Source organism: Paenibacillus sp. J22FR5 (assembly GCF_059691975.1).
Window position 1 is genome coordinate 68,664 of sequence record NZ_JCAUAN010000003.1, and the last position, 22,658, is coordinate 91,321.

Below are 22,658 nucleotides of genomic sequence, written 5' to 3' on the forward strand. Positions count from 1 at the left end.
GATGAGTTACGAAAAATTCGCCTATACGTACGATCGCTTGATGAATAGCATGCCTTATGAAGACTGGTTGCGGTTCGTTAAGGAAAGCTTTGAACGCTTTGATGTCAAGCCGACAACCCTTGTTGACTTAGGCTGCGGTACAGGCAATTTGTCCATTCCGTTAGCCGCACAAGGCTTACAGGTGACGGGGATTGATCTCTCCGAGGATATGCTGGCCGTTGCTGAGCAGAAGCAAAGTGAACAACCCGGTCAACTTCGCGGCGGTGCCATTCGTTGGATTCAACAGGATTTACGTGAATGGGAGTTAGGCGAGGAAGTCGATGTGGCCATTTCATTTTGCGACAGTCTCAATTATTTATTAGAAGAAGATGACATCGTGGATGCTTTCCGTCAGACGTTGGCGGGACTCAAGCCAGGAGGGTTATTTCTCTTCGATGTACATACCGCAGAGCAGTTATTTGCGTATGCAGATTCTCAGCCTTTTTTTCTAAATGAAGACGATGTTGCTTACATTTGGACAAGCGAGCTGGATGAGGAACGGGTTCAGATTGAACATGATTTAACGATCTTCGTCAAGGACAGCGGGCAGGGCGAAACCTTCCGCCGCATAGATGAAACGCATCAGCAAAGAGCATATTCCCTGGAGTGGCTGGAGCAGATGCTGCTTGAGGTAGGCTTCCGTGAGGTTTATCAAGCAGCTGACTTTACTTGGGAGCAGCCTACGGTTAGTACGGAGCGAGCTTTCTTTATTGCGAAGAAATAATACTGATGACGATTCGCCCTCGGCTTGACAGTGCGGCATTATTTTACATATAATCAAAGCTAATCAGTTGTTTGGAAAGCTTAGATGAGGAATAGTACCTTGTACAGCATCTTTCAGAGAGTCGGAGCTTGGGTGTGAGCCGGCAGATGTTCGTCTTGAGAACTCGCCTCGGAGCTAGAAGGTGAACCGCCTGATCCAAGATCAGAAGCGCTAGCTGGATCGTCTCACCCGCGTTAAGGGGCAGAGTGAACACAGGTAAAGTATGCCTTGTGTTAACTAGGGTGGTACCACGGGAATTATACCTCTCGTCCCTAGCGATATCCGCTAGCGATGTGAGGTTTTTTTGTGCGCATACGCAGGCAAAAGCAACTTGAAGGAGGATTTGTATCATGACACAGGAATCGAAAGAAACCAAGGAACAACAGGGCTACAATCCGCAAGCGATTGAACCCAAATGGCAAGCGTATTGGGATGCTAAGAAAACATTTAAAGTACTTGAAAATTCGGATAAACCGAAATTTTATGCCTTGGATATGTTTCCATACCCATCAGGCGCAGGCTTGCACGTAGGGCATCCAGAAGGCTATACAGCAACAGACATCGTCTCTCGTTTCAAGCGGATGAGAGGCTTTAATGTTCTTCACCCCATGGGCTGGGATGCGTTCGGACTTCCTGCTGAGCAGTACGCTTTGGACACAGGGAATGATCCGCGTGAGTTTACAAAGAAAAATATCGATACGTTCCGCCGTCAAATTAAATCATTGGGCTTCTCCTATGACTGGGATCGCGAGATTAGTACGACGGATCCAGAGTATTACAAATGGACGCAGTGGATTTTCATCCAGCTGTACAATAAAGGACTTGCTTATGTCGATGAGGTACCTGTTAACTGGTGTCCGGCTTTAGGTACGGTTCTCGCGAATGAGGAAGTCATTGACGGATTAAGTGAACGTGGTAATCATCCAGTTATTCGTAAACCGATGCGTCAGTGGATTTTGAGAATTACGGAGTATGCGGAGCGCTTGCTTGAAGATCTTGAGGAGCTCGATTGGTCCGAAAGTATTAAGGATATGCAGCGCAACTGGATTGGGAAATCAACGGGTGCTGAAGTTCAATTTGCGATTGAGGGGCATGCTGAGAAAAACTTAACTGTTTTCACAACACGTCCAGATACCTTGTTCGGAGCAACTTACTGCGTATTGGCGCCTGAGCATGAGCTTGTTGGGCACATTGTGACAGAAGCGCAAGCTGCTGCGATCAAAGAATACCAAGAGAAAGCTTCACGCAAGAGTGACTTGGAGCGCACAGATTTGGCGAAAGACAAATCCGGTGTGTTCACAGGGGCTTATGCGATCAATCCAGTAAATGACACGAAGGTGCCAATTTGGATCGCTGATTATGTGCTTGGCGGTTACGGAACTGGCGCGATTATGGCGGTACCAGGACACGATCAACGCGACTGGGAGTTTGCGAAGCAATTCGCTTTACCAATTATCGAGGTCGTACAAGGCGGGAACGTTGAGAAGGAAGCTTATGCTGGCGATGGTAAGCATGTAAACTCAGGTCCGATCGACGGTTTGAACATTGAGCAAGGGATCAGCCATATGATCGCTTGGTTGGAGCAAAATGGCAATGGCCGCGGCAAAGTGACGTATCGCTTAAGAGATTGGTTGTTCAGCCGCCAACGTTACTGGGGTGAGCCAATTCCGATTCTTCACCTTGAAGATGGGACAATGAAGCCAGTTCCTGTGGATCAGTTGCCGTTATTGCTTCCACAAGTGGATGAAATCAAACCATCCGGTACTGGCGAATCACCGCTTGCCAACGTATCTGAATGGGTGAATACGATTGATCCAGAAACAGGTATGAAAGCTCGCCGTGAAACGAATACAATGCCACAATGGGCGGGAAGCTGCTGGTATTACCTGCGTTTCATCGATCCGAAAAATGATCAAGCCTTCTGCTCGGATGAACTGCAAAAGCAATGGTTGCCTGTAGATTTGTACATTGGCGGAGCTGAACATGCGGTTCTTCACTTGCTATATGCGCGTTTCTGGCACAAAGTGCTTTACGATCTTGGTTTTGTTCATACCAAAGAGCCTTTCCATAAGCTTGTCAACCAAGGGATGATTCTTGGCGAGAATATGGAGAAAATGAGTAAATCACGAGGCAATGTTGTGAATCCGGATGACATCGTGAGCGATCAAGGTGCGGATACATTACGCATTTATGAAATGTTCATGGGGCCGTTGGAAGCGACAAAACCGTGGAATACAACGGGTGTGGATGGAATCTACCGTTTCTTGAATCGGGTGTGGAGATTGTTCGTCGATGACAACGGTCAGGTTCATGCGAAAATTAGCGGGGACGAAACGCTGGGTAGCGATACTTTCAAGCGTACGTGGCACCGTTCGATCAAGAAAATTACCGAGGATTTCGAAGCACTTCGCTTCAATACCGCGATTAGCCAAATGATGATTTTCGTCAATGAGGCTTACAAAACAGAGCGTCTACCTTTAGAAGCGATGAAAAATTTCGTGCAAATGCTATCCCCGATCGCTCCGCATTTAGCTGAAGAGCTTTGGGAGAAATTGGGCGGCGTCGAATCCATTACTTACGAAGTCTGGCCAGCTTATGATGAAGCATGGACAGTGGATAATGAAATCGAAATCGTTGTACAGATCAATGGTAAAATCGTTGACCGCGTGATGATTTCCAAAGATACAGATGAAGCAGCGATGGAGAAAATGGCTTTTGAACTCGACAAAGTCAAAGAAGCGACCGCCGGAAAGGCCGTTCGCAAATTGATTGTCGTTAAGGGTAAATTAGTCAATATCGTTGTAGGGTAATCAAAGAAACTTGACAGTTGAGAGGGCTACTGCTGCTTTAGTGTAAAGAGCAGTTCGGCCTTCTCAATGTCTTCTTCATATTTCGCATGTGTGGCATTAATAACTTGAGAGAAAACTCCGCAAAGCTCCTTTTCCAAAATTCGTAAGCCTTCTGCAGTAATGCCTCCAGGAACAGATACTCGCTTTTGCAAGCTAGCAGGGTTGAAGCCTCCCGTGGTGAGCAGCTTTCCAGTGCCTAAAGTCATTTCACTAGCCAGCAATGTGGCTTCCTCAGCAGAAATTCCCGTTTCTTCCACAGCAGCATCGATAAAAGCTTGAATGAAGCTAGCAAGAAAGGCAGGACCACAGCTAGATAAATCAGATGATATCCTCGTATAATTTTCAGACACTCGGATCGGTGTAGAAATATGCGTGAAAATATTTTCAAGCCACTCTTTATCCTCAGGCTGCATGCGATTCCCATGGATGCATAACGTCGCTCCGCTTAACACATAGTTCGTGATACTTGGAATAATTTTACTTATTTTAGCGGGCAAAAGGCCTTCCAGATGTTTAATTAGAATAGGGCTCGTTATGGATATTATAAATTGAGAGGAAAGCACGTCCTCTTTGATTTCATCAATAACAGTTTTGAATTCAGATGGTTTCACACATAAGAAAATCAGATCGCTTCCACGTACGACTTCACAATTCGTTTCTGCAACCTGCAGGCCAGGATAGTTCTCCGCGAGTAGTTCAACTTTACGTAATGTTCGATTGCTAGCGATAATTTGCTCGGGATTGAATGCCCCAGAATGAATGAATGCTTCAATCAGAATACTTCCCATACTCCCAGTACCGATGAATCCAGCTTTCATCAAGTAATCCCTCCCGAAAAAAATCAGTCTTTATACTCCACACAAGCAAGATTAAGTCTTCGGTTAACGAAAACGTCTTACTTATTGGTGATAAAACCAACCTACAAACGCGGTCGCTCATCCGTGAAATAAATTCGATAACGTTGTACGAATCAGCTTGTTAGCAAGGTGACTTTTCGTGTAGTAATTTGGACGCTTTTTCATGTATATGGTTGACTATTCACAAATATGCTAAGAAAGAAGGTAGTCTGTGGATAAAATAAAGAGAATTCTGTTCAGCCTAGGGGGTATTGCACTATTTGTTTGGGTAGTTTGGCCATTCCTCCGCGGGGGTCAAACCACGATTCGAACGAGTCTTGTGCCGATCAATACACAAATGCAAGAATTACTAACGCAGGAGGCTCTGGAGAACAAAGAGGGAGTAGGGAAGTCTACTCCAGCTCCTACAGTAAAAGCGGCTCAAACGCCGAAGGCGAGTTCAAAGACAGTACCAAATTCAATGACTCGAACGACAACATCACACGCTGCAGAGTCAGACATTCAATTGCCATCTTCAGCAGTGACTCCGACTTCACCTGCTGCTGCCAGCTCCGCGCCTTCATCTTCCAAAACGTCAACCTCTTCAAAAGTGACACCACCATCGCATGAAACCCAAAACGGAATGTTAGATTTAAACACAGCCACTGTAGAGCAATTGGATAAGCTGCCAGGGATTGGCGAAAGTAAGGCTAGAGCCATTCTCGAATACCGTACAAAGAAAGGAAGCTTCAAACGTGTTGAAGAACTGATGGATGTGAAAGGCATTGGGGAGAAAATGCTTGAAAAGCTAAAAGGGCTAATCTATGTGGCTCCATCCTAGCTTATCTTTTCATTTCAATTGAAATATGAGAAAATACTAGAAATAGTTTTGGGTTTCATTAACAATACAAGATCGAGTCATCAGGAGGGAGTTTAACATCATGAGCATCCGGAAAGATTGGGATACGTATTTCCTAGATATTGCTTATATGGCCTCTACACGCTCGCAGTGTAACCGTAGACATGTTGGAGCCGTCCTTGTTCAGGGGAAAAAGCTGCTCGGTACAGCCTATAATGGTGCCCCGATGGGTGTGCCGGATTGTACAGAGGCGGGCTGTATGCTTGTGGAAGAAATCGAGCTAAAGGTCATTGCAGACGTGGAGGAAGTCGTTCGTAAGCAACGTTGTATTCGCACCATCCATGCCGAACAGAATCTGCTGTTGTTTACCGATCGTGAAGATCGCGAAGGTTCCACTGTTTATGTGACGGATCAGCCTTGCTGGACCTGTGCTAATATGCTGGCCAACAGCGGTGTAACAGAGATTGTGTTTCATCGGGGGTATCCAAAGGATCATGAGAAGGTTAGCCAGTTGATGGGGGCGAGAGGTATTTCGTTCCGTCAAATGACGGGATATGAACCGCCAGCTGGGACGGTAACTGAGGTAGTGAACTAAATAATGAGCTCTGAGGGGAAGAACCTCTCTCTAGAAGCAGCCGTTGGGGTGCGCTAGGGGGAGGTTTTTTGAATGTTATAAAATGGCGATAGGCTCGGAAAGTGAACTTATTGTTCGGGACTCAAGGCTGAATTAAAGCGAATATCACGCAAGCTTATTCTCATAAAAAGGAGTGTTTCCACACTATGAAAAGACCAGTTGTTCAAGGATGCTGTCTGTGGATAAGTGGCTATGTGCTCGCCATCTACACGGAGCTCCCTTGGCTGTCCTGGATGACGAGCGCGCTGCTGCTAGCCGCGCTCGTCATCATCTACGCGCTGCGTCTGCCTGGCCGGCAGCCGCTAAGTGCCTTGCTGCTGGTCGTCATCGCCTACGGCTATTACCAAGGGACCGACCAGCGCAACATCACTGCGCTGCCGCTGGCGCAGCAGCAGCAGCAGGCAAGCGAGGGCGGCAGCGAGGTCACGCTGCTCGGCCGTTTCGCTAGCCCTGTCACCATTGACGGTGACAGGGCTAGCTTCACCGTGGAAGCGGAATCCGTCCGCTTCCAGGACACCACCGCTTTCCCGCTCGGCGGAGAAAGCGTGCAGGTCTCACTGCGCCTGATGGAGCAGGCGCAGCAAGCTGTGGCGTCGGGCTGGCGCCGAGGCGACGCCCTGACGCTAACGGGGACGCTGCGCAGCCCGTCCGCGGCTCGCAACTTCGGCGGTTTCGACTACCGCCGATATCTGCGCCTTCACCACACCCATTGGCTGGTTTCAGCCAAAGGGGTGGATGGGGCGCAGGTGCAGCCTGCGGCTGCGCGCCTTAGCGTCGTCCAGCTGCTGCGCTGGAACGACGAGCTGCGAGCTGCGCTCAGCAGGCGCATGGACGTGATCTTTCCCGCGTCACAAGCGGGATTCATGAAGAGCATGTTGATCGGACTCACAGACGATCTGGATCCCGACCGCTTCCAGCAATTTTCGGAGCTGGGGCTGACTCACATTTTAGCGATATCAGGCTTAAATATTGCTGTTTTTCTAGGCGTATGCATATGGCTCTTGCGCCGCTTCAAGGTAGCGAAAGAGACATACCTGCTCATCTGTATGTGTTTACTTCCGTTCTATGTCCTCGTTACAGGGGCGTCACCATCGATAGTCAGGGCTGGACTCATGTCGATGATTGCTTTATACGCTGCTCGGCGTGGAGGGATGAAAGAGGTACTGCATATATTGGCCGTGGCCGCGTGGGCTATGCTGTTGTGGGATCCATACTTTTTGCTCGATGTAAGCTTCCAACTTTCCTTCCTAGTCACACTGGGACTCATCCTTGGCGTGCAAAGGGTGACTAACTTACTGTCGCCAGTTGTAACTTCTCCTCTGCTCAGAAACACCCTCGCAATCACACTGGTCTCTCAATCCGTCTCCTTTCCCGTCTCAATTTACTATTTTAATCAATTTTCTTTGTTGTCTTGGCTAGCAAATGCTGTACTGGTTCCCGTAATCAGCATGATTGTGTTTCCAGCAGGCTTGGTTGCTCTAGCTCTCGGCTTGCTTTACTTCCCCATAGGGCAAAGATTGGGCTCGCTGATCGCTTGGCTAAATCAAGCTATATTTTGGATTACGGATCAACTTCAGCAGATTCCTCATCTCAAAATGATTTGGCCATCGCCAAGTATACCGTGGATCTGCTTTTACTATGGATTTCTAATTCTGATCTATGTGCTATGGTACCGTGTTTATCAGGCCTCTACCGAAGAGCCGCCCATTCGGTTGGACTTCGATAGCAGGAAAAGCACAAACAATTTAAGTGTGAAACTAGGCATATGGCTTGCAGTAAGTGGATTTCTTCTGCTCTTGTGGATCGGATACTCGCCGCATCGCTTTCAACGTACAGGCCTTGTACAATTTATTGATGTCGGTCAAGGAGACTCAATACTTATCCGTACGCCCTATGGACGTCACATTTTAATTGATGGAGGAGGAACGCTCACGTTTCGCAAACCTGGGGAAGAATGGAAAATTCGCAAAGATCCCTTCGAGGTAGGTCGAAAATTGCTTACTCCATTGTTGAAGAAACGGGGGATTCAGCAACTAGATCTCGTTGTACTTACTCACGAAGATGCTGACCATAGTGGTGGTTTACAGGCAGTTTTGGAGCAAATACCTGTAAAACAGTTTCTTTTTAATGGAACCTTTAAGGAAAGTGCGAGCATGACGACCCTCTTTTCAACACTTTTGCAAAAACGAGTTCCCTTATTACCAGCGCAGGTTGGGGATTGGATTGACATTGATCCACTTACGAGATTACAGGTGATATATCCGATTGAAACGAAGCAGACGATGGTTGAAATCGTCAAAGAGCAGAATGCTAGATCGGTTGTTTTCTTGCTTGACATGCAAGGAACTCGATGGCTGTTTACCGGAGACATGGAGAAAGAGTCTGAAGCGATTGTGCTCGAATATTTGCATGAAAACGAACCATCTCCATCTTCTTCACTTCCCCCAAACACCGCTTATCATAAAATCGACGTTCTCAAAGTCGCTCACCACGGCAGTAAAACCTCCACGACGCCAGAGTGGCTTGCTTATTGGAAGCCAGCTGTTGCTGTTATTTCGGTAGGTTCCATGAATACGTATGGGCACCCAGCTCCTGAAATTATTGACCGCTTAGAAGCAGCCAATATTGGCATTTTTCGTACTGATACTATGGGGGAAGTGCAAATGGAGGTTAGTAAAGAAGGGATATTCACACGATTGAAAGGTTTTAAGGAATGAATCGTGAAATTATTAAAATAAAGGGTCTTTTGACATAATTTTAATTGAGGTGGCGCAGCTGGGCGGCTAGCGCAGGCAAAGGCTTTATGGTCATAGCGGATGAAATTCGCAAGCAAGCGGTTCAGTCGAAGCAGTCGATCGATTATGTCGGACAGATTACAGAAACGATACAGAATGAAATTGAGGATACAGTTGCGGTATTATCCGAAGTCTATCCTGTTTTCCAAGAACAGATTCATTCGGTTAAAGAAGATCAAGCCTTTGCTGGAGCAGCCTCTTTGGGAGGCGTTCTTCTAAGGCTTTTTCTATGGAATTCAAAGCGATTTTGAAACTAATTCTTCTTTTTTACGTCTAAAAGGTGTTATATGGCTTATTATTTGTTATTCTGATAGATGCAAGATACCATTATATTTATTCTAAAAGAATTGCAACCTTATGAGATGTGATTGCGTCTGTAAGATTGCAAGGGGGAGGGATCCCAGTGATAGCACCCGAACTGGTAAGATCAGCACAAGCCGGTGATCGTGATGCGCTCATTACCCTATTGCGAGAGATTGAATCTCACGTTTATCGAACTGCTTTTTATATTTTGAATAATGAACAGGATGCGCTAGATGCTTCCCAGGAAGCACTCCTTCGGATTTATACCAAAATTAATTCCTACGAAGAAAAAGCCTTGTTCAAAACGTGGGTGCAGCGGATTGTTACGAACGTCTGCATCGATAAATTTCGCAGAGCGAAACCAACGGTTTCTATGGATGAGCATGAGATGACGTTTACAGCTGATAATAATGTAGAACAAGAAATATTGACGGGCTACCTAGCCCAAGATATTAGAGAAGCTATTGAAAAGCTTCCCGAACACCACCGCACTGTGGTTGTACTTCGTTATTTGCAGGACTTTTCGTATCATGAAATTGCAGAATCGCTCAATTTACCACTTAATACGGTGAAGTCTTACTTATTCCGAGCTAGACACACCTTACAGTCGTTACTCCAAGATTATCAGAAAGGAGGTGTTCGGGGATGAAATGTCAAGAGGTGATGATGTACATGCAAAGACAGCTAGATGGAGATTTAGCTCCAAATGAGGAAGATGAGCTGCATGCTCACCTAATGCATTGTTTGGACTGCGCAGAGATGTTTGAACGTCTGCAAGCGTTGTCTGACGAATTGTCCCAGCTACCTAAGGTTATGCCGCCTTTCAGTTTGGTTGATGCGATTATGCCGCAACTGCTCCAATTTGATAAGCAAGATGGGATTTCAAAGTCGGACAATGTCGTATCTTTCTCTTCTACGGTTGCTCGGACGGAATCTGTTGAAGTGCCTAAGCGTTCAGGTTTGAACCGACTAAAAGAGCAGTTCTCATGGAAAATCGCAAGCGGTGTCGTTGCCGCGGGATTAATTATTGGATTCTTTGCTTTTAATATGCAGCATCCTGTTATCGATAATGCGGATGGTTTGATGCTCAAAACAAGTTCTGAATCAAAGAGCTTAGCTGAGAAACCTTCCGCGGCTGCTTCAGACATGAGTAATGCAGAGCAGAATGATGCCAGTGTTAAAAAGCAGGAAACCGCAACGAGTAAAGAGGCGTTGCCTGGCGTTGCAAATACAGATCAGTTTGGTAAAGGAACGCCGAAATCCGATTCGTCTGCTGCCAGTGGTAGCATGCCGCAGGCAACAACAGATGCGAAGCTGGAGAAGCCAGGTGTTTACAGTACACCGCTAGGTGGGACTGACTCTTTGGCTAGACAGACATCGCCATCAACTACTGCCCCAGAAAAACTGAAGAATCCGGAGACTTCGAATGCTGCTAAGATGGACCCGAATGCAGAGGCCATTACTCCTGCAGCAGGCTTAACCGTACCGAATTCATCGAAAGAATCGAAGACGGATACGTCTGCCAAGAAAATAACCCCGGTGCCAACCGTTGATCCAACGAATGCTGACCGTACCAATGCCACTCAAGGTATACTTTCTTTAAGTATACCTCCTGGTGGTACTATGCTTAAGTCATCAACGGGTGTATATGAGGCAACTGTTGAAGAGGCTCATGTTGTTATTCGAAATAGCAGTACGCATGAGATTGTGTTTACGTCCAAACATGCATGGCAGCCAGATGATCAAATTACGCTTCTAGAGTGGTCGAAGGATGACAAGCTGTTTTATGAGGTTACGAGTAAAGGTACGATTCAAACTATCCTTATCGATGTGATTGAGAAAACAGAAGTCAATAAATAAAAGTAAGATTAATATGCACCAAATCGTCTGAGTTTGCGTAATCTATAGCAGAAGGGAACAAAGTATCAGTTCATTCATCCACACGAGTTAGGGTTTCTAGGGCCTTAAATCGGTGTTTAAATAGACTGGCAAAGGGATTGCTTCAAGGTCTTCGGACTTTGACGTAATCCCTTTGTTGTTGGTAAAATGAAGTGGAGGGGTGAATGCCAGTCATGGATGCCAAACGAGCATTAAAAGATATACAAGCAGGCCGCCCGGCGCCCGTTTATTTGTGCTACGGTCCTGAGAAATATAAAATGCGCGAATTTATTCAAATCTTAACAGATTCGTTGATGGGGCCGGAAGATCGCGAATTTGCTGTAAGTAAGTTTGATTTAAGCGAGATGCCGCTATCCTCTGCATTAGATGACGCTGAAACGTTACCTTTTATGGTGCCGAAGAAACTGGTCATTGCCAAAAATGCGTTATTTTTCACGGGGGCAAAGGAAAATACGAAGATTGAGCACAATTTGGATCGATTGACGGCCTATTTGAAATCACCCGCGGAGCACACCATTGTGGTGTTTACGGTTGATGCAGATAAATTGGACGAGCGTAAGAAGATCGTGAAAGCCTTAAAGGACATGGAAGCCGCTGTGCCTTTCCTTTCCTTGAGTCCAGAAGAACTGACGCAATGGGTAGCTAAGCAAGCCAGTCAACTTAGCTTTACATTCTCAGGTGGGGCTGCTGACCAGCTGATTTTGTACACTGGTGGTAATTTGCAATCGTTATCGGCCGAGCTTGAGAAAATTTCGCTATTTGTAGGCGCTGATGGTGAAGCGACACCTGACGTCATTGATCAATTGGTCGCTCGGAGCACGGAGCAGAACGTATTTATTCTTATTGAGGATATTGTTAATGTACGGTTAGAGCGAGCTTTCGTGATCTTAGAGGAGCTGCTGAAGCAGCGCGAGGAGCCGATTAAAATCGCTTCGCTCATCGCTAGACAGTTCCGCATTATGCTTCAGGTTAAGGAACTTGGGAAACAAGGCTACTCTCAGCAACAAATGGCTTCACAGATTGGTTTGCATCCTTTTGCAGTTAAGGTAGCGGAGGGACAATCGCGGAAGTACGATGGTGACAAGCTGAGCCGGATCATGGGAGAGCTAGCAGATCTCGATTTGCAGATGAAAACGGGGAAAATCGATAAGGTATTAGGGTTGGAATTATTCCTGCTTAGGCTGGCTGCCTAGGAGAAATGGAAAAAAGACTAATTCTCCGAGGAGAATTAGTCTTTTGCTTTATGTCCGTGTATTACGCTTGAGCCGTAAGAGCGTTTAGCTTTTTAGCTAGACGGGACTTCTTGCGGTTAGCGGCATTTTTATGGATTAAACCTTTAGAAGCAGCTTTGTCTAATTTCTTAGAAGCAGAAACTAGAGCTTCAGGGGTTAAAGCTGTTTCGAAAGCTTTCACAGCAGTACGCAAAGCGGACTTGTGGGAAGCGTTGCGAAGACGACGCTTTTCGCTAACTTTTACTCGTTTAATAGCGGATTTAATGTTTGGCATGAAATTCACCTCCTACTTACAAAACACGTTCAACGTTACATTTGTATGTTTGCTGACAACTTTAAGTATTCTACCACGCAATATTTGAAAATGCAAGAGCTGTCAATAGGTTTTCAGTGGTCTTCATCTTTGTATAAGGGGGTGTAATCTGTCACACAATAAGGGATGCAAGGGATGTGAGAAAGGGGACCGCCAATGGACTTAGGCTTATTTAACACACAAACGGATCTTGCACTTGATGCAAGGGATATGGCCCATGCAGCCAATCAGGGGCAGCCGATTCCTGGGATTAAACAGGAGTTTACACGTGAAAACGGCATACGAGTCACCAAAATTAACGTCCTAAATGAAGAAGGCTCCAAAGCGCTTGGTAAGCTTCTGGGTCATTATATAACGATAGAAGTACCTGCGCTGCGGGAGAAAGACAGCCAACTTCAAGATCGTGTGGCGACCAAGCTAGCTCAGGAGTTTGAGCAGTTTTTGCGTCAAATCGGAATTCCGAAAAACGCGAAAGCCCTTATTATTGGATTGGGGAATGGCAATGTAACCCCCGATGCACTTGGGCCTCTTGTTGTTGAGAATATTATGGTGACACGACATTATTTTGAGCTAGTTCCTGAAGATGTGAGTCCAGGATATCGGGCTGTTAGTGCTGTGGCACCTGGTGTTCTAGGCACAACGGGGATTGAAAGCAGCGACATCGTACAAGGAATTGTAGATAAATCCAAACCTGATTTCATCATCGCAATAGATGCGCTCGCGTCAAGATCCTTGGATCGTGTCAACACGACCATTCAAATTGCGGATACAGGTATCCATCCTGGTTCAGGCATCGGTAACAAGCGCAAAGGCTTGACGAAGGAGCAACTTGGTATACCCGTCATTGCAATTGGCGTCCCGACCGTTGTGTATGCATCAACGATTGTAAACAATGCCTTTGATCTCATGCAGAAGCATTTCAGCGGCCAAACGAGCAATACGGGACAGATTTTTGGACTCTTGGACAATATCAATGAAGATGAGCGATTGCAGCTTGTGAAAGAAGTACTTAACCCCGTAGGGCACGATCTGCTCGTCACGCCGAAGGAGATTGACCAATTTATTGAGGACATCGCGAATATTATTGCCAGCGGCTTGAATGCGGCTCTGCATGACGCAGTGGATGTCGATAACGTAGCAGCCTATACTCATTGATTTTAAATAGAAGAACTGATCCCATTGGAAGGTGGGGGCGGTTCTTTTTGGCGTCCGAGTCTCCCGAATTGTAATCTCATCTCCTGTTCCTCCTCTATCAAAAAAATCTATCGAAACTAGTTCTATCGTTCGGGCTCGTTTCATAGATTGAATTAAGATAGTTTAGGAGGAATCAAACTATGAAATGGACATCAGCCACTTTGAATTTCAGCCAAGTTCGCAAAACCTTTCAGAGCGCCAGTTCCGTCGGGAAAACATTTATGGTACTTAGCACTTCGACTTTAGCTCTATTTGTTCTTATTGGACTGGGTGGCGTCCTACAAAGTAGAATGATGACCACTTCGCCAGTTTCTTCCATGAAAGGTCTCGCCGCCTCCGTCACGAATCAGTTTTTCATCGATATGCTGGGTATGGAAGTCCCTCATTTAAATAAGAATCAGAAAAAATTCACCTTCTCCCAGCACAATGTTTTTCATTTCGCTTTTCAATTCCTAACAGATATTAATCCGAGTGATCCCAAAAGCTTAGTCGCGAGCGAAGTTCCAGGGATGGAAGCGAATAATTCGACGGTGCTGGTGAATGGTAGTGCAACAAATCCTAGCTCACCGATTGATTACGGCCCGGGAAGTAATGCTGATTTAGAGGCTGAGGCTAGGAACCCACTCCCATCGCCATCAGCGGATCCAACACCAATAAGCAGCGCAACGCCAACACCTAATGCAGTGGGCCAACCACCGAAAACCGCAGGCGACAACATTGCTTTTATCTATCAAACGCATAGTAATGAATCCTTTCTACCAGAGCTTAAAGGAGTCACAGACCCAGATAAAGCTTACAGCGATAAAGTCAATATTATCTCGGTCGGTCAGCGGCTAGCTCAAAATTTGGAGAAAGACGGCATTGGCGCTGTTCATTCCGAAACGGTGTATCCGAGCACAGTCAAAAATTTCGAATATCCTTATTCCTACAAATATTCTTTAAAAACGCTGCAAGAAGCGATGGCTTCGCATCAGGATTTACAATACTTCTTCGATATTCATCGGGACTCGGCTGCTCGCAACAAAACAACGGCAACAATAGACGGTAAGGATGTTGCACAGGTGTATTTTATAATCGGGGGTAAAAATCCAAACTGGAAGAAGAACGAGGAATTTGCCAGCAAAATTCACCAAGTACTTGAAGAGAAGCACCCGGGCGTCTCCAAAGGGATTCATGCGAAAGAAGCGAGCGAGGGCAATGGCTTGTATAACCAGAACATCTCGCCGAATAGTATTTTGATAGAAGTAGGGGGACCTTACAATACCCTAGAAGAATGCTACCGTACGACAGATTGGCTGGCAGAAGCAATTTCGGAAGTTATTTTGAACGCCAAAAAAGTAGATGCACCGGCAGTAACATCTAAGAAGTCCTAAATGAAATCACGACGAGGCGACAATGTGTAAGCCATGCAATAGTAACGCATGAATGAATAATGCTTAGGAGGAAAAACGATGAGGCTGAGGCACTTTTATATCAAGGTAGGCTTGTTTGGTTTACTGCTGCTATTCTGTATTTTGTTCGGCGTCAGTCTGGCGTCCAGCGGCATGGAACGTATTGAAGGTCCTCAGCCTACCTCCAAAGCAACCGTGCAGGAAGCACCTTCCAATACAACAGGCAAAACAGTGACTACAGGGGTAACCGTTAAAGCCTCACCCCCACCTTCGGTCAAAGAGACAGCTGTCAAAGCGAAACAACCAGCAGAGCAAAAGATTGAGCCCGTTGCAGATCACGACAATTCGCTGAACCATGTTGGCAATAAATTGGGTGAATTCCTACAGATCATGACGCACCATGGCATCAAATTGTTCGTGTCTTTGTTTGACGCTGTTTTAGGCAAAGGGTAGGTGTGCATTGCCCCGACTTCACACAACTGCTATAATGAAAATTATTTGCATGTAGTGGGGGTTAGTCTTTAGCATGACGGACATTCGAGAAAGACAACAAAGAATTCGCAATTTTTCAATTATCGCTCATATCGATCACGGTAAATCAACACTAGCTGATCGTATACTGGAATATACAGGTGCATTGTCTTCACGTGAGATGCAAGAGCAAGTTCTCGACCAGATGGATCTGGAGCGCGAACGGGGGATTACGATAAAACTTCAAGCGGTAAGATTGGCTTACCGTGCTGATGATGGCGTTGATTATATTCTTAACCTGATTGACACACCAGGACACGTAGACTTTACGTATGAAGTATCTCGAAGCCTTGCTGCTTGTGAAGGCGCATTGTTGGTTGTAGATGCGGCTCAAGGGATTGAGGCTCAAACACTTGCAAACGTATATCTCGCATTGGAAAATAATCTTGAAATCTTACCAGTCATTAATAAAATTGATTTACCTAGTGCGGATCCCGAAAAGGTGAAACAAGAGATCGAAGATGTGATCGGACTTGATGCCAGTGATGCGGTGCTCGCTTCTGCGAAAGCAGGAATCGGGATTAAAGATATCATCGAGCAAATTTGTTTGAAGGTACCAGCTCCGCAAGGTAATCCTGACGCACCGTTGAAAGCTTTGATTTTCGATTCCCATTACGATAGCTACAAGGGCGTAATCGTGTATGTGCGTGTTGTGGATGGCTCGATTAAAGCAGGCTCCAAAATCAAAATGATGGCGACGAACAAAGTGTTTGAAGTCATCGAGGTTGGTGCGTTCAAACCAAGAATGTCATCTGTTCCTTCCCTTGAAGTTGGGGATGTTGGTTTTATCGTTGCCGGTATTAAAAATGTCGGAGACACGCGTGTCGGTGACACGGTAACGGAAGCAGATCGTCCTTCACCGGATGCACTTCCAGGGTATCGTCGGATTAATCCAATGGTATTCTGCGGATTATACCCAATTGAAACGACGGATTATAACGATCTTCGTGAAGCGCTGCAAAAGCTTGAACTGAATGATGCTTCCTTGCGCTTCGAGCCTGAAACCTCGACAGCCTTAGGCTTCGGATTCCGTTGCGGATTCTTAGGGCTCTTGCACATGGAAATCATTCAAGAGCGGATTGAACGTGAGTTCAACATTCCGTTAATTACAACAGCACCTAGCGTTATCTACCGGATTACGTTGACAAATGGCGATGTTATCGATATCGATAACCCGTCAAACTACCCGGATCCTCAAAGGATTGATTTCGTTGAAGAGCCTTACGTGAAAGCTTCCGTTATCGTGCCGAATGATTATGTAGGTACAATTATGGAGCTTTGCCAAGGTAAGCGCGGCGAATATTTGAATATGGAATACTTAGATACGAATCGCGTTACATTGACGTATGAAATTCCGTTATCTGAGATCGTCTACGATTTCTTCGATATGCTGAAATCACGGACCAAAGGGTATGCATCCTTTGATTATGAGGTATCTGGCTACAAGAAATCCAATCTTGTGAAAATGGACATTTTACTCAATGCTGAGCAAGTGGATGCTCTTTCCTTCATCGTTCACCGTGATACAGCGTATCACCGCGGCAAAATCATTTGTGATAAACTTAAAGAGCTTATCCCGCGGCAAATGTTTGAAGTGCCGATTCAAGCGGCGATTGGACAAAAAATCGTGGCTCGTGAGACGGTTAAAGCGATGCGTAAGAACGTACTTGCCAAATGTTATGGCGGTGACATTTCGCGTAAGCGTAAATTGTTAGACAAGCAAAAAGAAGGTAAGAAACGCATGAAGCAGGTTGGCAGCGTAGAAGTACCGCAAGAAGCGTTCATGGCAGTTCTGAAAATCGACGAATAGATGCATGGAATGAAAAGCTGGGGTGGCAGCGTACGCTGTCCCTTGGCTTTTTCTCAATTTGCAGGTAGAAAGGAATACCCTTATGTTAGTTACCTATACAACGCCAACGGCGGTGTACATTCATATCCCATTTTGTACAAACAAATGTCATTATTGCGATTTCAATTCGTACGTTCTCAAAGGTCAGCCTGTCATGGAATATTTAGATGCACTTGAACGCGAAATGGAACTTACCGTACGAAACAATCCCCCGCAGAAGGTAGAGACAATATTCGTAGGCGGAGGAACACCAACGGTCCTGCTGCCAGACCAAATGGAACGCTTCCTACGCATCGTCCGCACCTATTTCCCTGCTGACAGCACGGAAGTCGAGTTCTCTATGGAAGCCAATCCCGGAACGACTGATGAGGATAAGCTAGCTGTGATGAAAGCTGGCGGCGTGAATCGCATTAGCTTTGGTGTGCAATCTTTTAACAATGACATTCTGGCGGCGATCGGTCGCATTCACAATACAGATGATGTTCACAGAAGTATTGCCAATGCGAAGAAACTGGGCTTCGATAACTTATCGATCGATTTGATGTTTGGGCTTCCGAAGCAAACAGTGGACATTATGCAGGCAACGCTAGATGAGGCGCTGTCGCTCGATTTGCAGCATTACTCGATTTACAGTTTAAAAGTCGAAGAAAACACGTTGTTCCACACGTTGTTTAACAAAAATCAGTTGCCGCTCCCAAGTGAAGATGAGGAAGTTGATATGTATGAACTCATTATGAGAAGGTTGGAGGGAGCTGGTTATAAACAATATGAAATCAGCAACTTTGCAAAGCCTGGCCGCGAGAGCCGACACAACACGATGTATTGGCGCAATCGTTCCTATTATGGGCTTGGCGCTGGGGCACATGGGTATATGAATGGGCAACGTCATGTGAACGTAAAAGGTATTCAACCTTATATTGATGCGAGCAAGATAGGCTTACCAATTCTGGAACAATTCGAAGTTACGCCACAGGAAGCGATGGAAGATTTCATGATGGTTGGCTTACGCTTGCTTGAGGGTGTGAGGAACAAGGATTTCATGGATCAATTCGGCATCACGATTGAATCTCAATTCGGCACCACACTTCAAGGATGGTTGACAAAAGGTTTACTTGAACAAACCTCTGAAGGGTATCGATTGTCTAAACATGGTATTTTACTGGGTAATGAAGTGTTCGCTTCGTTCTTGACATAAGACAGGCCTAATCAGCAAAAAACGCTTGTGCATTTATACGTATTGTTGTATATTTATACATGAATCCACAAGCGAAACAGCGGAAAGCCGCAGGGCGCTAGCGTGGCTTTTATGCATTTTTTGCGATTGGTGGGATGAGAATGAATACATCAACTACGGTGTCCGTAAGAAAAGCTTCGGTGGATGATATCGATAAGCTTTACGAAATTATACAAGGGTATGCGGGGCAGGGCATCATGCTGCCGCGGAGCAGGGAAATGCTCCAAGACCAAATTGATACCTTTGTTGTCGCTGAATTTGACGGCTTATTGATTGGCTGCGGTTCACTGACGAGGCTGGGGCCAGATCTTGTTGAGATTCGCTCACTTGGGATGACGCCAGGCTACAAAGGACAAGGAATCGGCGGTAAGCTTGTTAATTTCTTAGTTGAAGAGGCAAGAAGCCAAGGCATCATTAAAGTTATGGCACTTACGTATGAAGTTGCATTCTTCCAAAAAAACGGTTTTACACTCGTTCCAAAAGAGATTTTTCCGGAGAAGGTTTGGAGAGATTGCATGCATTGCAAAAAACAGTATTGCTGCGATGAAATCGCCGTACTTAAACGTTTGGATTGACTTGACAACAGACCTTAGGGTCTGTTATTTTTGTATTAGGATTTAGCACTCACTAAATACGAGTGCTAACGAAAGCGTCGAATAGTGATAAGTGAGGAGGAGGGGTACTCATGTTGACTGAGCGCCAACGCATGATTTTAAGTGCAATCATTGATGATTACGTTCGTTCAGCGGAGCCGATTGGTTCGCGAAGTATTTCGAAGCGTGGGAATGTTGGGTTTAGTCCTGCAACCATACGTAACGAAATGTCTGATCTCGAAGAAATGGGCTATCTGGAGCAGCCTCATACGTCCGCAGGTCGTATTCCTTCCCACAAAGGTTATCGCTATTATGTCGACCATTTGTTGAAGCACGGCTCCTTGCAGAGTCATGATTTGGACTCCATGAAGGGTGCCTTCGCAGAACGTATTCAAGAGATGGAAGGTGTTATTCAGCACGTTGCTGGCATGCTCTCCAATCTTACGAATTACACGTCTATTGTGCTCGGTCCTGAGGTTTTTAGCACGACATTGAAGCATATCCAAATTATCCCGATCTCGGATACAACGGCTGTTGCGATCCTGGTGATGAATACGGGTCATGTTGAAAATAAGACAGTAACGATACCGGAAGGAATTCCGATGTCGGAAATCGAGAAGGTCGTTAATATTCTGAATACAAGGCTTAAGAATGTGCCATTGGTTCAGTTTAAATCTAAGCTTTATAATGAAATTTCTAATGAATTAAGCAAATATGTGAATGGGTATCAAGAGCTTCTTGGTGTGGTAGAAAGCGTGCTCCAAAGTGATGAGAAGGATCGTGTTTTCCTAAGTGGAATGACGAATATGCTCACACAGCCTGAGTTCAAGGATGTGGAGAAAGTGAAGAGCATTTTTGATCTTCTGGAGGAAGCGCCGACCCTGATCAAGTTATTTACCCCATCGAACGAAGGCATTGAGATTAAAATTGGTGCTGAAAATAGTATTGAAGCGATATCGAATTGCAGTTTGATTACGGCCTCTTATTCCATTGGCGGCACGCCGCTAGGTACAATTGGCATTTTGGGGCCTACACGCATGGAGTATGGCAGAGTCATCGGTTTGATGGAGCATCTATCGAAGCATATGGAACTGGTCCTAGGACGTTGGTATGGCAAATGAGTGGAATAAAACCTATACACGGTGAAGGTGAAGAACGCTACTCTACATTAGTTAACAATGCCGCGGCAGTCAGAGCCATTTGCTCAGCAGTCGAAGGTACGCTTGGACCCAAAGGGCTAGATACCATGCTAGTCGGTGGTCAGGGCGATGTCATAATTACCAACGATGGTGTCACTATTTTGGAAAAGATGGATGTTACTCATCCTGCTGCCAGGCTGATGATCCAAGTGGCTCGCAGCCAGCAACGCCAGATTGGCGATGGCACAACGACGGCTACCGTACTTGCAGGAGCGATGGTGCAAGAAGGAGTCGCTCAAGTTACGCGCGGCGTTCCTGTAGCGAAGGTAGTCACTGGTATGCTGCAGGGCATTGAATTGGCCGTAGCGAGCTTGCAAAGTCGAAGCCGGTCGATTGTGAGCTTGGAAGATCGAGCGCTACAGCGTATCGCATATACGGCTGGTCGTGAGCAGACAGACATCGCTAAGCTTATTATTCAAGCGGCCGAAGCGGTCGGTGAGGAGAAGCTGCGCGAAGATGGCTATCGCTTCGCGGACAGCGTGCTTGCACATGAAGAAGCGAGCAGCGAGGTCTGGACCGGCATTCTGTTGAACCAGAAGCCGATGAATTTGCATCTCGAGCACGAGCGGCGAGATGCTCGCATCCTCGTGCTGCATGATGCCCTGGAGCCTGAAGCGGTCAGCGAGGAATCGCTGGTCACCGAGGCAGGCTTCCAGCGCTACATGCAGCTCCGGGAACTCTTCCGCAGCAGCCTAGGCTCGCTGCTGGAGCTTGGCGTCGGTCTAATCGCATCAGACCGCGGGGTTGACCCCGAGGCGGAGCAGTTCTGCTCCGACCATGGCATTCTCGTGCTGCAGCGGCTGTCCCGCAGGGACTTGCAGCTGCTGAGCGAGCACACCGGCGCTAGGCCGGTGCGGCGCACGGCGCTGCGCAAAAGCGCGCCGGAGCTGAGCGCTGCGCTCGGTCACGCGGGCTACACCGCGTATGACGAGCGGCTAGAGCGCGTGCGCGTGGCGCAGGGTCACGGTGAGCAGCACGTGACCGTGATTGTTGGCGCCGCGACACGCGAAGCGGCGCACGAGCGCTCGCGCATCGCGAAGGACGCTGCGTCAGCCGTTCAAGCCGCCGTGCGCGGCGGGTATTTACCCGGCGGCGGCGCAGCGGAGATGGCCGTCGCGCATGATCTGGAGCGTGTGCGCGAGACGATGAAGGGCATGGAGGGCTTTGGTGTGGCCGCTGTCGCAGGGGCACTTCGCAAGCCATTGTCGCAAATCGTAGTGAATGCAGGCTACAACCCTCTCGAGAAGGTGGAAGAACTGAAAGCGGCCCAGCTCGCACAAGATACGGACAGCCTAGGCATCGATTGTGATACAGGGCTGATCACCGATTTCGTGGAAGCAGGTATCATGGATCCGACAGATGTGAAAATTCACGCTCTGCAAGCGGCTGGTGAAGTCGCCGCCGCGGTGCTGCGTATCCATACAGTGATTAAGATGAAGCAGCCTTTTGAAGAGAACTAAAGATGGGCAAACTAAGCCAAAATGAGCCGTGTATTATGTATAGGAGGTGAAGGACAATTGAGTACTGGAGATAACAAAACAGCCGAGCAAGACATCGACACTACATACGCAGCCGACAACGAAGCAACAACTGAACAAGCTGAGGTTGTTGACAACGTAGAAGTTTCCGAGGAAGCGAATGTATCAAGCGAATTGGAACAGGCGCGTGTGCAAGCCGAAGAAAACTATCAGCGTTTATTACGCGTTCAAGCGGACTTCGACAACTTCCGTCGCCGCGCAAGAGCGGAGAAGGAAGATTTCGCGAAATATGCTTCACTAAAATTGATTGAACAGCTACTACCGATTGTGGATAACTTTGATCGCGCGCTGTCTTCAAGCAAAGAGACGAAGGATTTCGACGCATTGGTGAAGGGCTTGGATATGACGTACCGTGGCATGGATCAACTCTTAACAGCTGAAGGGCTTAAGCCTATCGAAGCGGTTGGTCAACCATTCAATCCTGAATTCCATCAAGCCGTTATGCAAGTGGAATCTGAGGAGCATGAAGAAGGTATCGTCGTAGAAGAATTGCAAAAAGGCTACATCCTTAAGGATAAGGTCATCCGACCTGCGATGGTTAAAGTTAGCGTATAAGGGTTCTTATCTTTTCTAACATCTAAATAAACTAATGACGTTCCTAGGGAAC

Annotated in this window: 19 protein-coding genes, 1 pseudogene and 1 other annotated feature; of the genes and pseudogenes, 18 read left to right on the forward strand and 2 right to left on the reverse strand. The window is 46.6% G+C overall.

What is annotated here, in order from left to right:
* The first annotated feature begins 1 nt into the window (after window position 1).
* Both AC58P7_RS06570 and leuS read left to right on the forward strand, forming a co-directional pair.
* A complete protein-coding gene (locus tag AC58P7_RS06570) occupies window positions 2-763 on the forward strand; it encodes a class I SAM-dependent DNA methyltransferase (RefSeq protein ID WP_497341052.1) in 762 nt (253 codons plus the stop codon).
* Window positions 764-835: 72 nt separating this feature from the next.
* Window positions 836-1,079, forward strand: a binding site (T-box leader).
* Window positions 1,080-1,152: 73 nt separating this feature from the next.
* Window positions 1,153-3,612, forward strand: a complete 2,460-nt coding sequence (gene leuS, locus AC58P7_RS06575; RefSeq protein WP_497341054.1) for a leucine--tRNA ligase — start codon at window positions 1,153-1,155, stop codon at window positions 3,610-3,612.
* A gap of 26 nt (window positions 3,613-3,638) precedes the next feature.
* Here the strand turns inward: leuS and comER are convergent, their stop codons facing one another.
* Window positions 3,639-4,469, reverse strand: coding sequence for a late competence protein ComER (comER, locus tag AC58P7_RS06580; RefSeq protein WP_497341056.1), 831 nt, complete (start codon window positions 4,467-4,469; stop codon window positions 3,639-3,641).
* A 250-nt stretch (window positions 4,470-4,719) separates the two neighbouring features.
* Between comER and AC58P7_RS06585 the strand changes: the two genes are divergently transcribed.
* The 7 genes and pseudogenes from AC58P7_RS06585 to holA all read left to right on the forward strand — a co-directional run bounded on the left by AC58P7_RS06585 (window position 4,720) and on the right by holA (window position 12,170).
* Window positions 4,720-5,328, forward strand: a complete 609-nt coding sequence (locus tag AC58P7_RS06585; protein WP_497341057.1) for a ComEA family DNA-binding protein — start codon at window positions 4,720-4,722, stop codon at window positions 5,326-5,328.
* A 100-nt stretch (window positions 5,329-5,428) separates the two neighbouring features.
* The gene (locus tag AC58P7_RS06590) at window positions 5,429-5,941 is read left to right on the forward strand and encodes a deoxycytidylate deaminase (protein WP_497341059.1); all 513 of its coding nucleotides are present in this window, start codon (window positions 5,429-5,431) and stop codon (window positions 5,939-5,941) included.
* 185 nt (window positions 5,942-6,126) lie between these two features.
* Window positions 6,127-8,697: a DNA internalization-related competence protein ComEC/Rec2 gene (locus tag AC58P7_RS06595; RefSeq protein WP_497341061.1), complete on the forward strand. Its 2,571-nt coding sequence runs from the start codon at window positions 6,127-6,129 to the stop codon at window positions 8,695-8,697.
* A 62-nt stretch (window positions 8,698-8,759) separates the two neighbouring features.
* Window positions 8,760-8,948, forward strand: a pseudogene (locus tag AC58P7_RS06600) (methyl-accepting chemotaxis protein); the annotation flags it as partial.
* Window positions 8,949-9,178: 230 nt separating this feature from the next.
* Complete coding sequence (locus tag AC58P7_RS06605) at window positions 9,179-9,727, forward strand: RNA polymerase sigma factor (RefSeq protein WP_497341063.1); 549 nt, start codon at window positions 9,179-9,181, stop codon at window positions 9,725-9,727.
* Window positions 9,724-10,938: an anti-sigma factor family protein gene (locus AC58P7_RS06610; RefSeq protein ID WP_497341065.1), complete on the forward strand. Its 1,215-nt coding sequence runs from the start codon at window positions 9,724-9,726 to the stop codon at window positions 10,936-10,938. The genes AC58P7_RS06605 and AC58P7_RS06610 overlap by 4 nt, the downstream gene beginning before the upstream one ends.
* A gap of 212 nt (window positions 10,939-11,150) precedes the next feature.
* Entirely contained in the window at window positions 11,151-12,170 is a 1,020-nt protein-coding gene (holA, locus tag AC58P7_RS06615) for a DNA polymerase III subunit delta (protein ID WP_497341067.1), read from the forward strand.
* A 61-nt stretch (window positions 12,171-12,231) separates the two neighbouring features.
* Here holA and rpsT read toward each other — a convergent pair whose 3' ends face one another.
* Window positions 12,232-12,483 (reverse strand): 30S ribosomal protein S20, encoded by a 252-nt coding sequence (gene rpsT / locus AC58P7_RS06620; RefSeq protein ID WP_065850436.1) that lies wholly within the window; start codon window positions 12,481-12,483, stop codon window positions 12,232-12,234.
* A 195-nt stretch (window positions 12,484-12,678) separates the two neighbouring features.
* Here rpsT and gpr point away from each other — a divergent pair, with 195 nt between their 5' ends.
* From gpr to grpE, 9 genes are all read left to right on the forward strand, one after another.
* Window positions 12,679-13,677 (forward strand): GPR endopeptidase, encoded by a 999-nt coding sequence (gpr, locus tag AC58P7_RS06625; RefSeq protein ID WP_497341069.1) that lies wholly within the window; start codon window positions 12,679-12,681, stop codon window positions 13,675-13,677.
* Window positions 13,678-13,856: 179 nt separating this feature from the next.
* The gene (gene spoIIP, locus AC58P7_RS06630) at window positions 13,857-15,089 is read left to right on the forward strand and encodes a stage II sporulation protein P (protein WP_497341071.1); all 1,233 of its coding nucleotides are present in this window, start codon (window positions 13,857-13,859) and stop codon (window positions 15,087-15,089) included.
* Between the two features lie 78 nt (window positions 15,090-15,167).
* Window positions 15,168-15,560, forward strand: coding sequence for a DUF3679 domain-containing protein (locus AC58P7_RS06635; protein WP_497341073.1), 393 nt, complete (start codon window positions 15,168-15,170; stop codon window positions 15,558-15,560).
* 73 nt (window positions 15,561-15,633) lie between these two features.
* Window positions 15,634-17,448, forward strand: a complete 1,815-nt coding sequence (gene lepA, locus AC58P7_RS06640; RefSeq protein WP_497341075.1) for a translation elongation factor 4 — start codon at window positions 15,634-15,636, stop codon at window positions 17,446-17,448.
* 82 nt (window positions 17,449-17,530) lie between these two features.
* Entirely contained in the window at window positions 17,531-18,682 is a 1,152-nt protein-coding gene (hemW, locus tag AC58P7_RS06645) for a radical SAM family heme chaperone HemW (protein WP_497341077.1), read from the forward strand.
* A gap of 140 nt (window positions 18,683-18,822) precedes the next feature.
* Window positions 18,823-19,296, forward strand: coding sequence for an N-acetyltransferase (locus AC58P7_RS06650; RefSeq protein WP_497341078.1), 474 nt, complete (start codon window positions 18,823-18,825; stop codon window positions 19,294-19,296).
* A gap of 110 nt (window positions 19,297-19,406) precedes the next feature.
* Window positions 19,407-20,435, forward strand: a complete 1,029-nt coding sequence (gene hrcA / locus AC58P7_RS06655; protein WP_497341080.1) for a heat-inducible transcriptional repressor HrcA — start codon at window positions 19,407-19,409, stop codon at window positions 20,433-20,435.
* Entirely contained in the window at window positions 20,432-21,973 is a 1,542-nt protein-coding gene (locus tag AC58P7_RS06660) for a TCP-1/cpn60 chaperonin family protein (protein WP_497341082.1), read from the forward strand. Before hrcA ends, AC58P7_RS06660 begins: the two co-directional genes overlap by 4 nt.
* Window positions 21,974-21,994: 21 nt before the next feature.
* Window positions 21,995-22,606 (forward strand): nucleotide exchange factor GrpE, encoded by a 612-nt coding sequence (grpE, locus tag AC58P7_RS06665; protein ID WP_497341084.1) that lies wholly within the window; start codon window positions 21,995-21,997, stop codon window positions 22,604-22,606.
* Window positions 22,607-22,658: the final 52 nt, after the last annotated feature.

Excerpts from the sequence above, each read along its gene's own strand:
- AC58P7_RS06590 (WP_497341059.1), top strand. The coding sequence starts at position 5,429 with ATGAGCATCCGGAAAGATTGGGATACGTATTTCCTAGATATTGCTTAT.
- AC58P7_RS06660 (WP_497341082.1), top strand. The coding sequence starts at position 20,432 with ATGAGTGGAATAAAACCTATACACGGTGAAGGTGAAGAACGCTACTCT.
- AC58P7_RS06635 (WP_497341073.1), top strand. The coding sequence starts at position 15,168 with ATGAGGCTGAGGCACTTTTATATCAAGGTAGGCTTGTTTGGTTTACTG.
- lepA (WP_497341075.1), top strand. The coding sequence starts at position 15,634 with ATGACGGACATTCGAGAAAGACAACAAAGAATTCGCAATTTTTCAATT.
- leuS (WP_497341054.1), top strand. The coding sequence starts at position 1,153 with ATGACACAGGAATCGAAAGAAACCAAGGAACAACAGGGCTACAATCCG.
- AC58P7_RS06570 (WP_497341052.1), top strand. The coding sequence starts at position 2 with ATGAGTTACGAAAAATTCGCCTATACGTACGATCGCTTGATGAATAGC.
- gpr (WP_497341069.1), top strand. The coding sequence starts at position 12,679 with ATGGACTTAGGCTTATTTAACACACAAACGGATCTTGCACTTGATGCA.
- holA (WP_497341067.1), top strand. The coding sequence starts at position 11,151 with ATGGATGCCAAACGAGCATTAAAAGATATACAAGCAGGCCGCCCGGCG.
- grpE (WP_497341084.1), top strand. The coding sequence starts at position 21,995 with ATGAGCCGTGTATTATGTATAGGAGGTGAAGGACAATTGAGTACTGGA.
- AC58P7_RS06650 (WP_497341078.1), top strand. The coding sequence starts at position 18,823 with ATGAATACATCAACTACGGTGTCCGTAAGAAAAGCTTCGGTGGATGAT.
- AC58P7_RS06595 (WP_497341061.1), top strand. The coding sequence starts at position 6,127 with ATGAAAAGACCAGTTGTTCAAGGATGCTGTCTGTGGATAAGTGGCTAT.
- AC58P7_RS06610 (WP_497341065.1), top strand. The coding sequence starts at position 9,724 with ATGAAATGTCAAGAGGTGATGATGTACATGCAAAGACAGCTAGATGGA.
- spoIIP (WP_497341071.1), top strand. The coding sequence starts at position 13,857 with ATGAAATGGACATCAGCCACTTTGAATTTCAGCCAAGTTCGCAAAACC.
- comER (WP_497341056.1), bottom strand. The coding sequence starts at position 4,469 with ATGAAAGCTGGATTCATCGGTACTGGGAGTATGGGAAGTATTCTGATT.
- hemW (WP_497341077.1), top strand. The coding sequence starts at position 17,531 with ATGTTAGTTACCTATACAACGCCAACGGCGGTGTACATTCATATCCCA.
- hrcA (WP_497341080.1), top strand. The coding sequence starts at position 19,407 with ATGTTGACTGAGCGCCAACGCATGATTTTAAGTGCAATCATTGATGAT.
- rpsT (WP_065850436.1), bottom strand. The coding sequence starts at position 12,483 with ATGCCAAACATTAAATCCGCTATTAAACGAGTAAAAGTTAGCGAAAAG.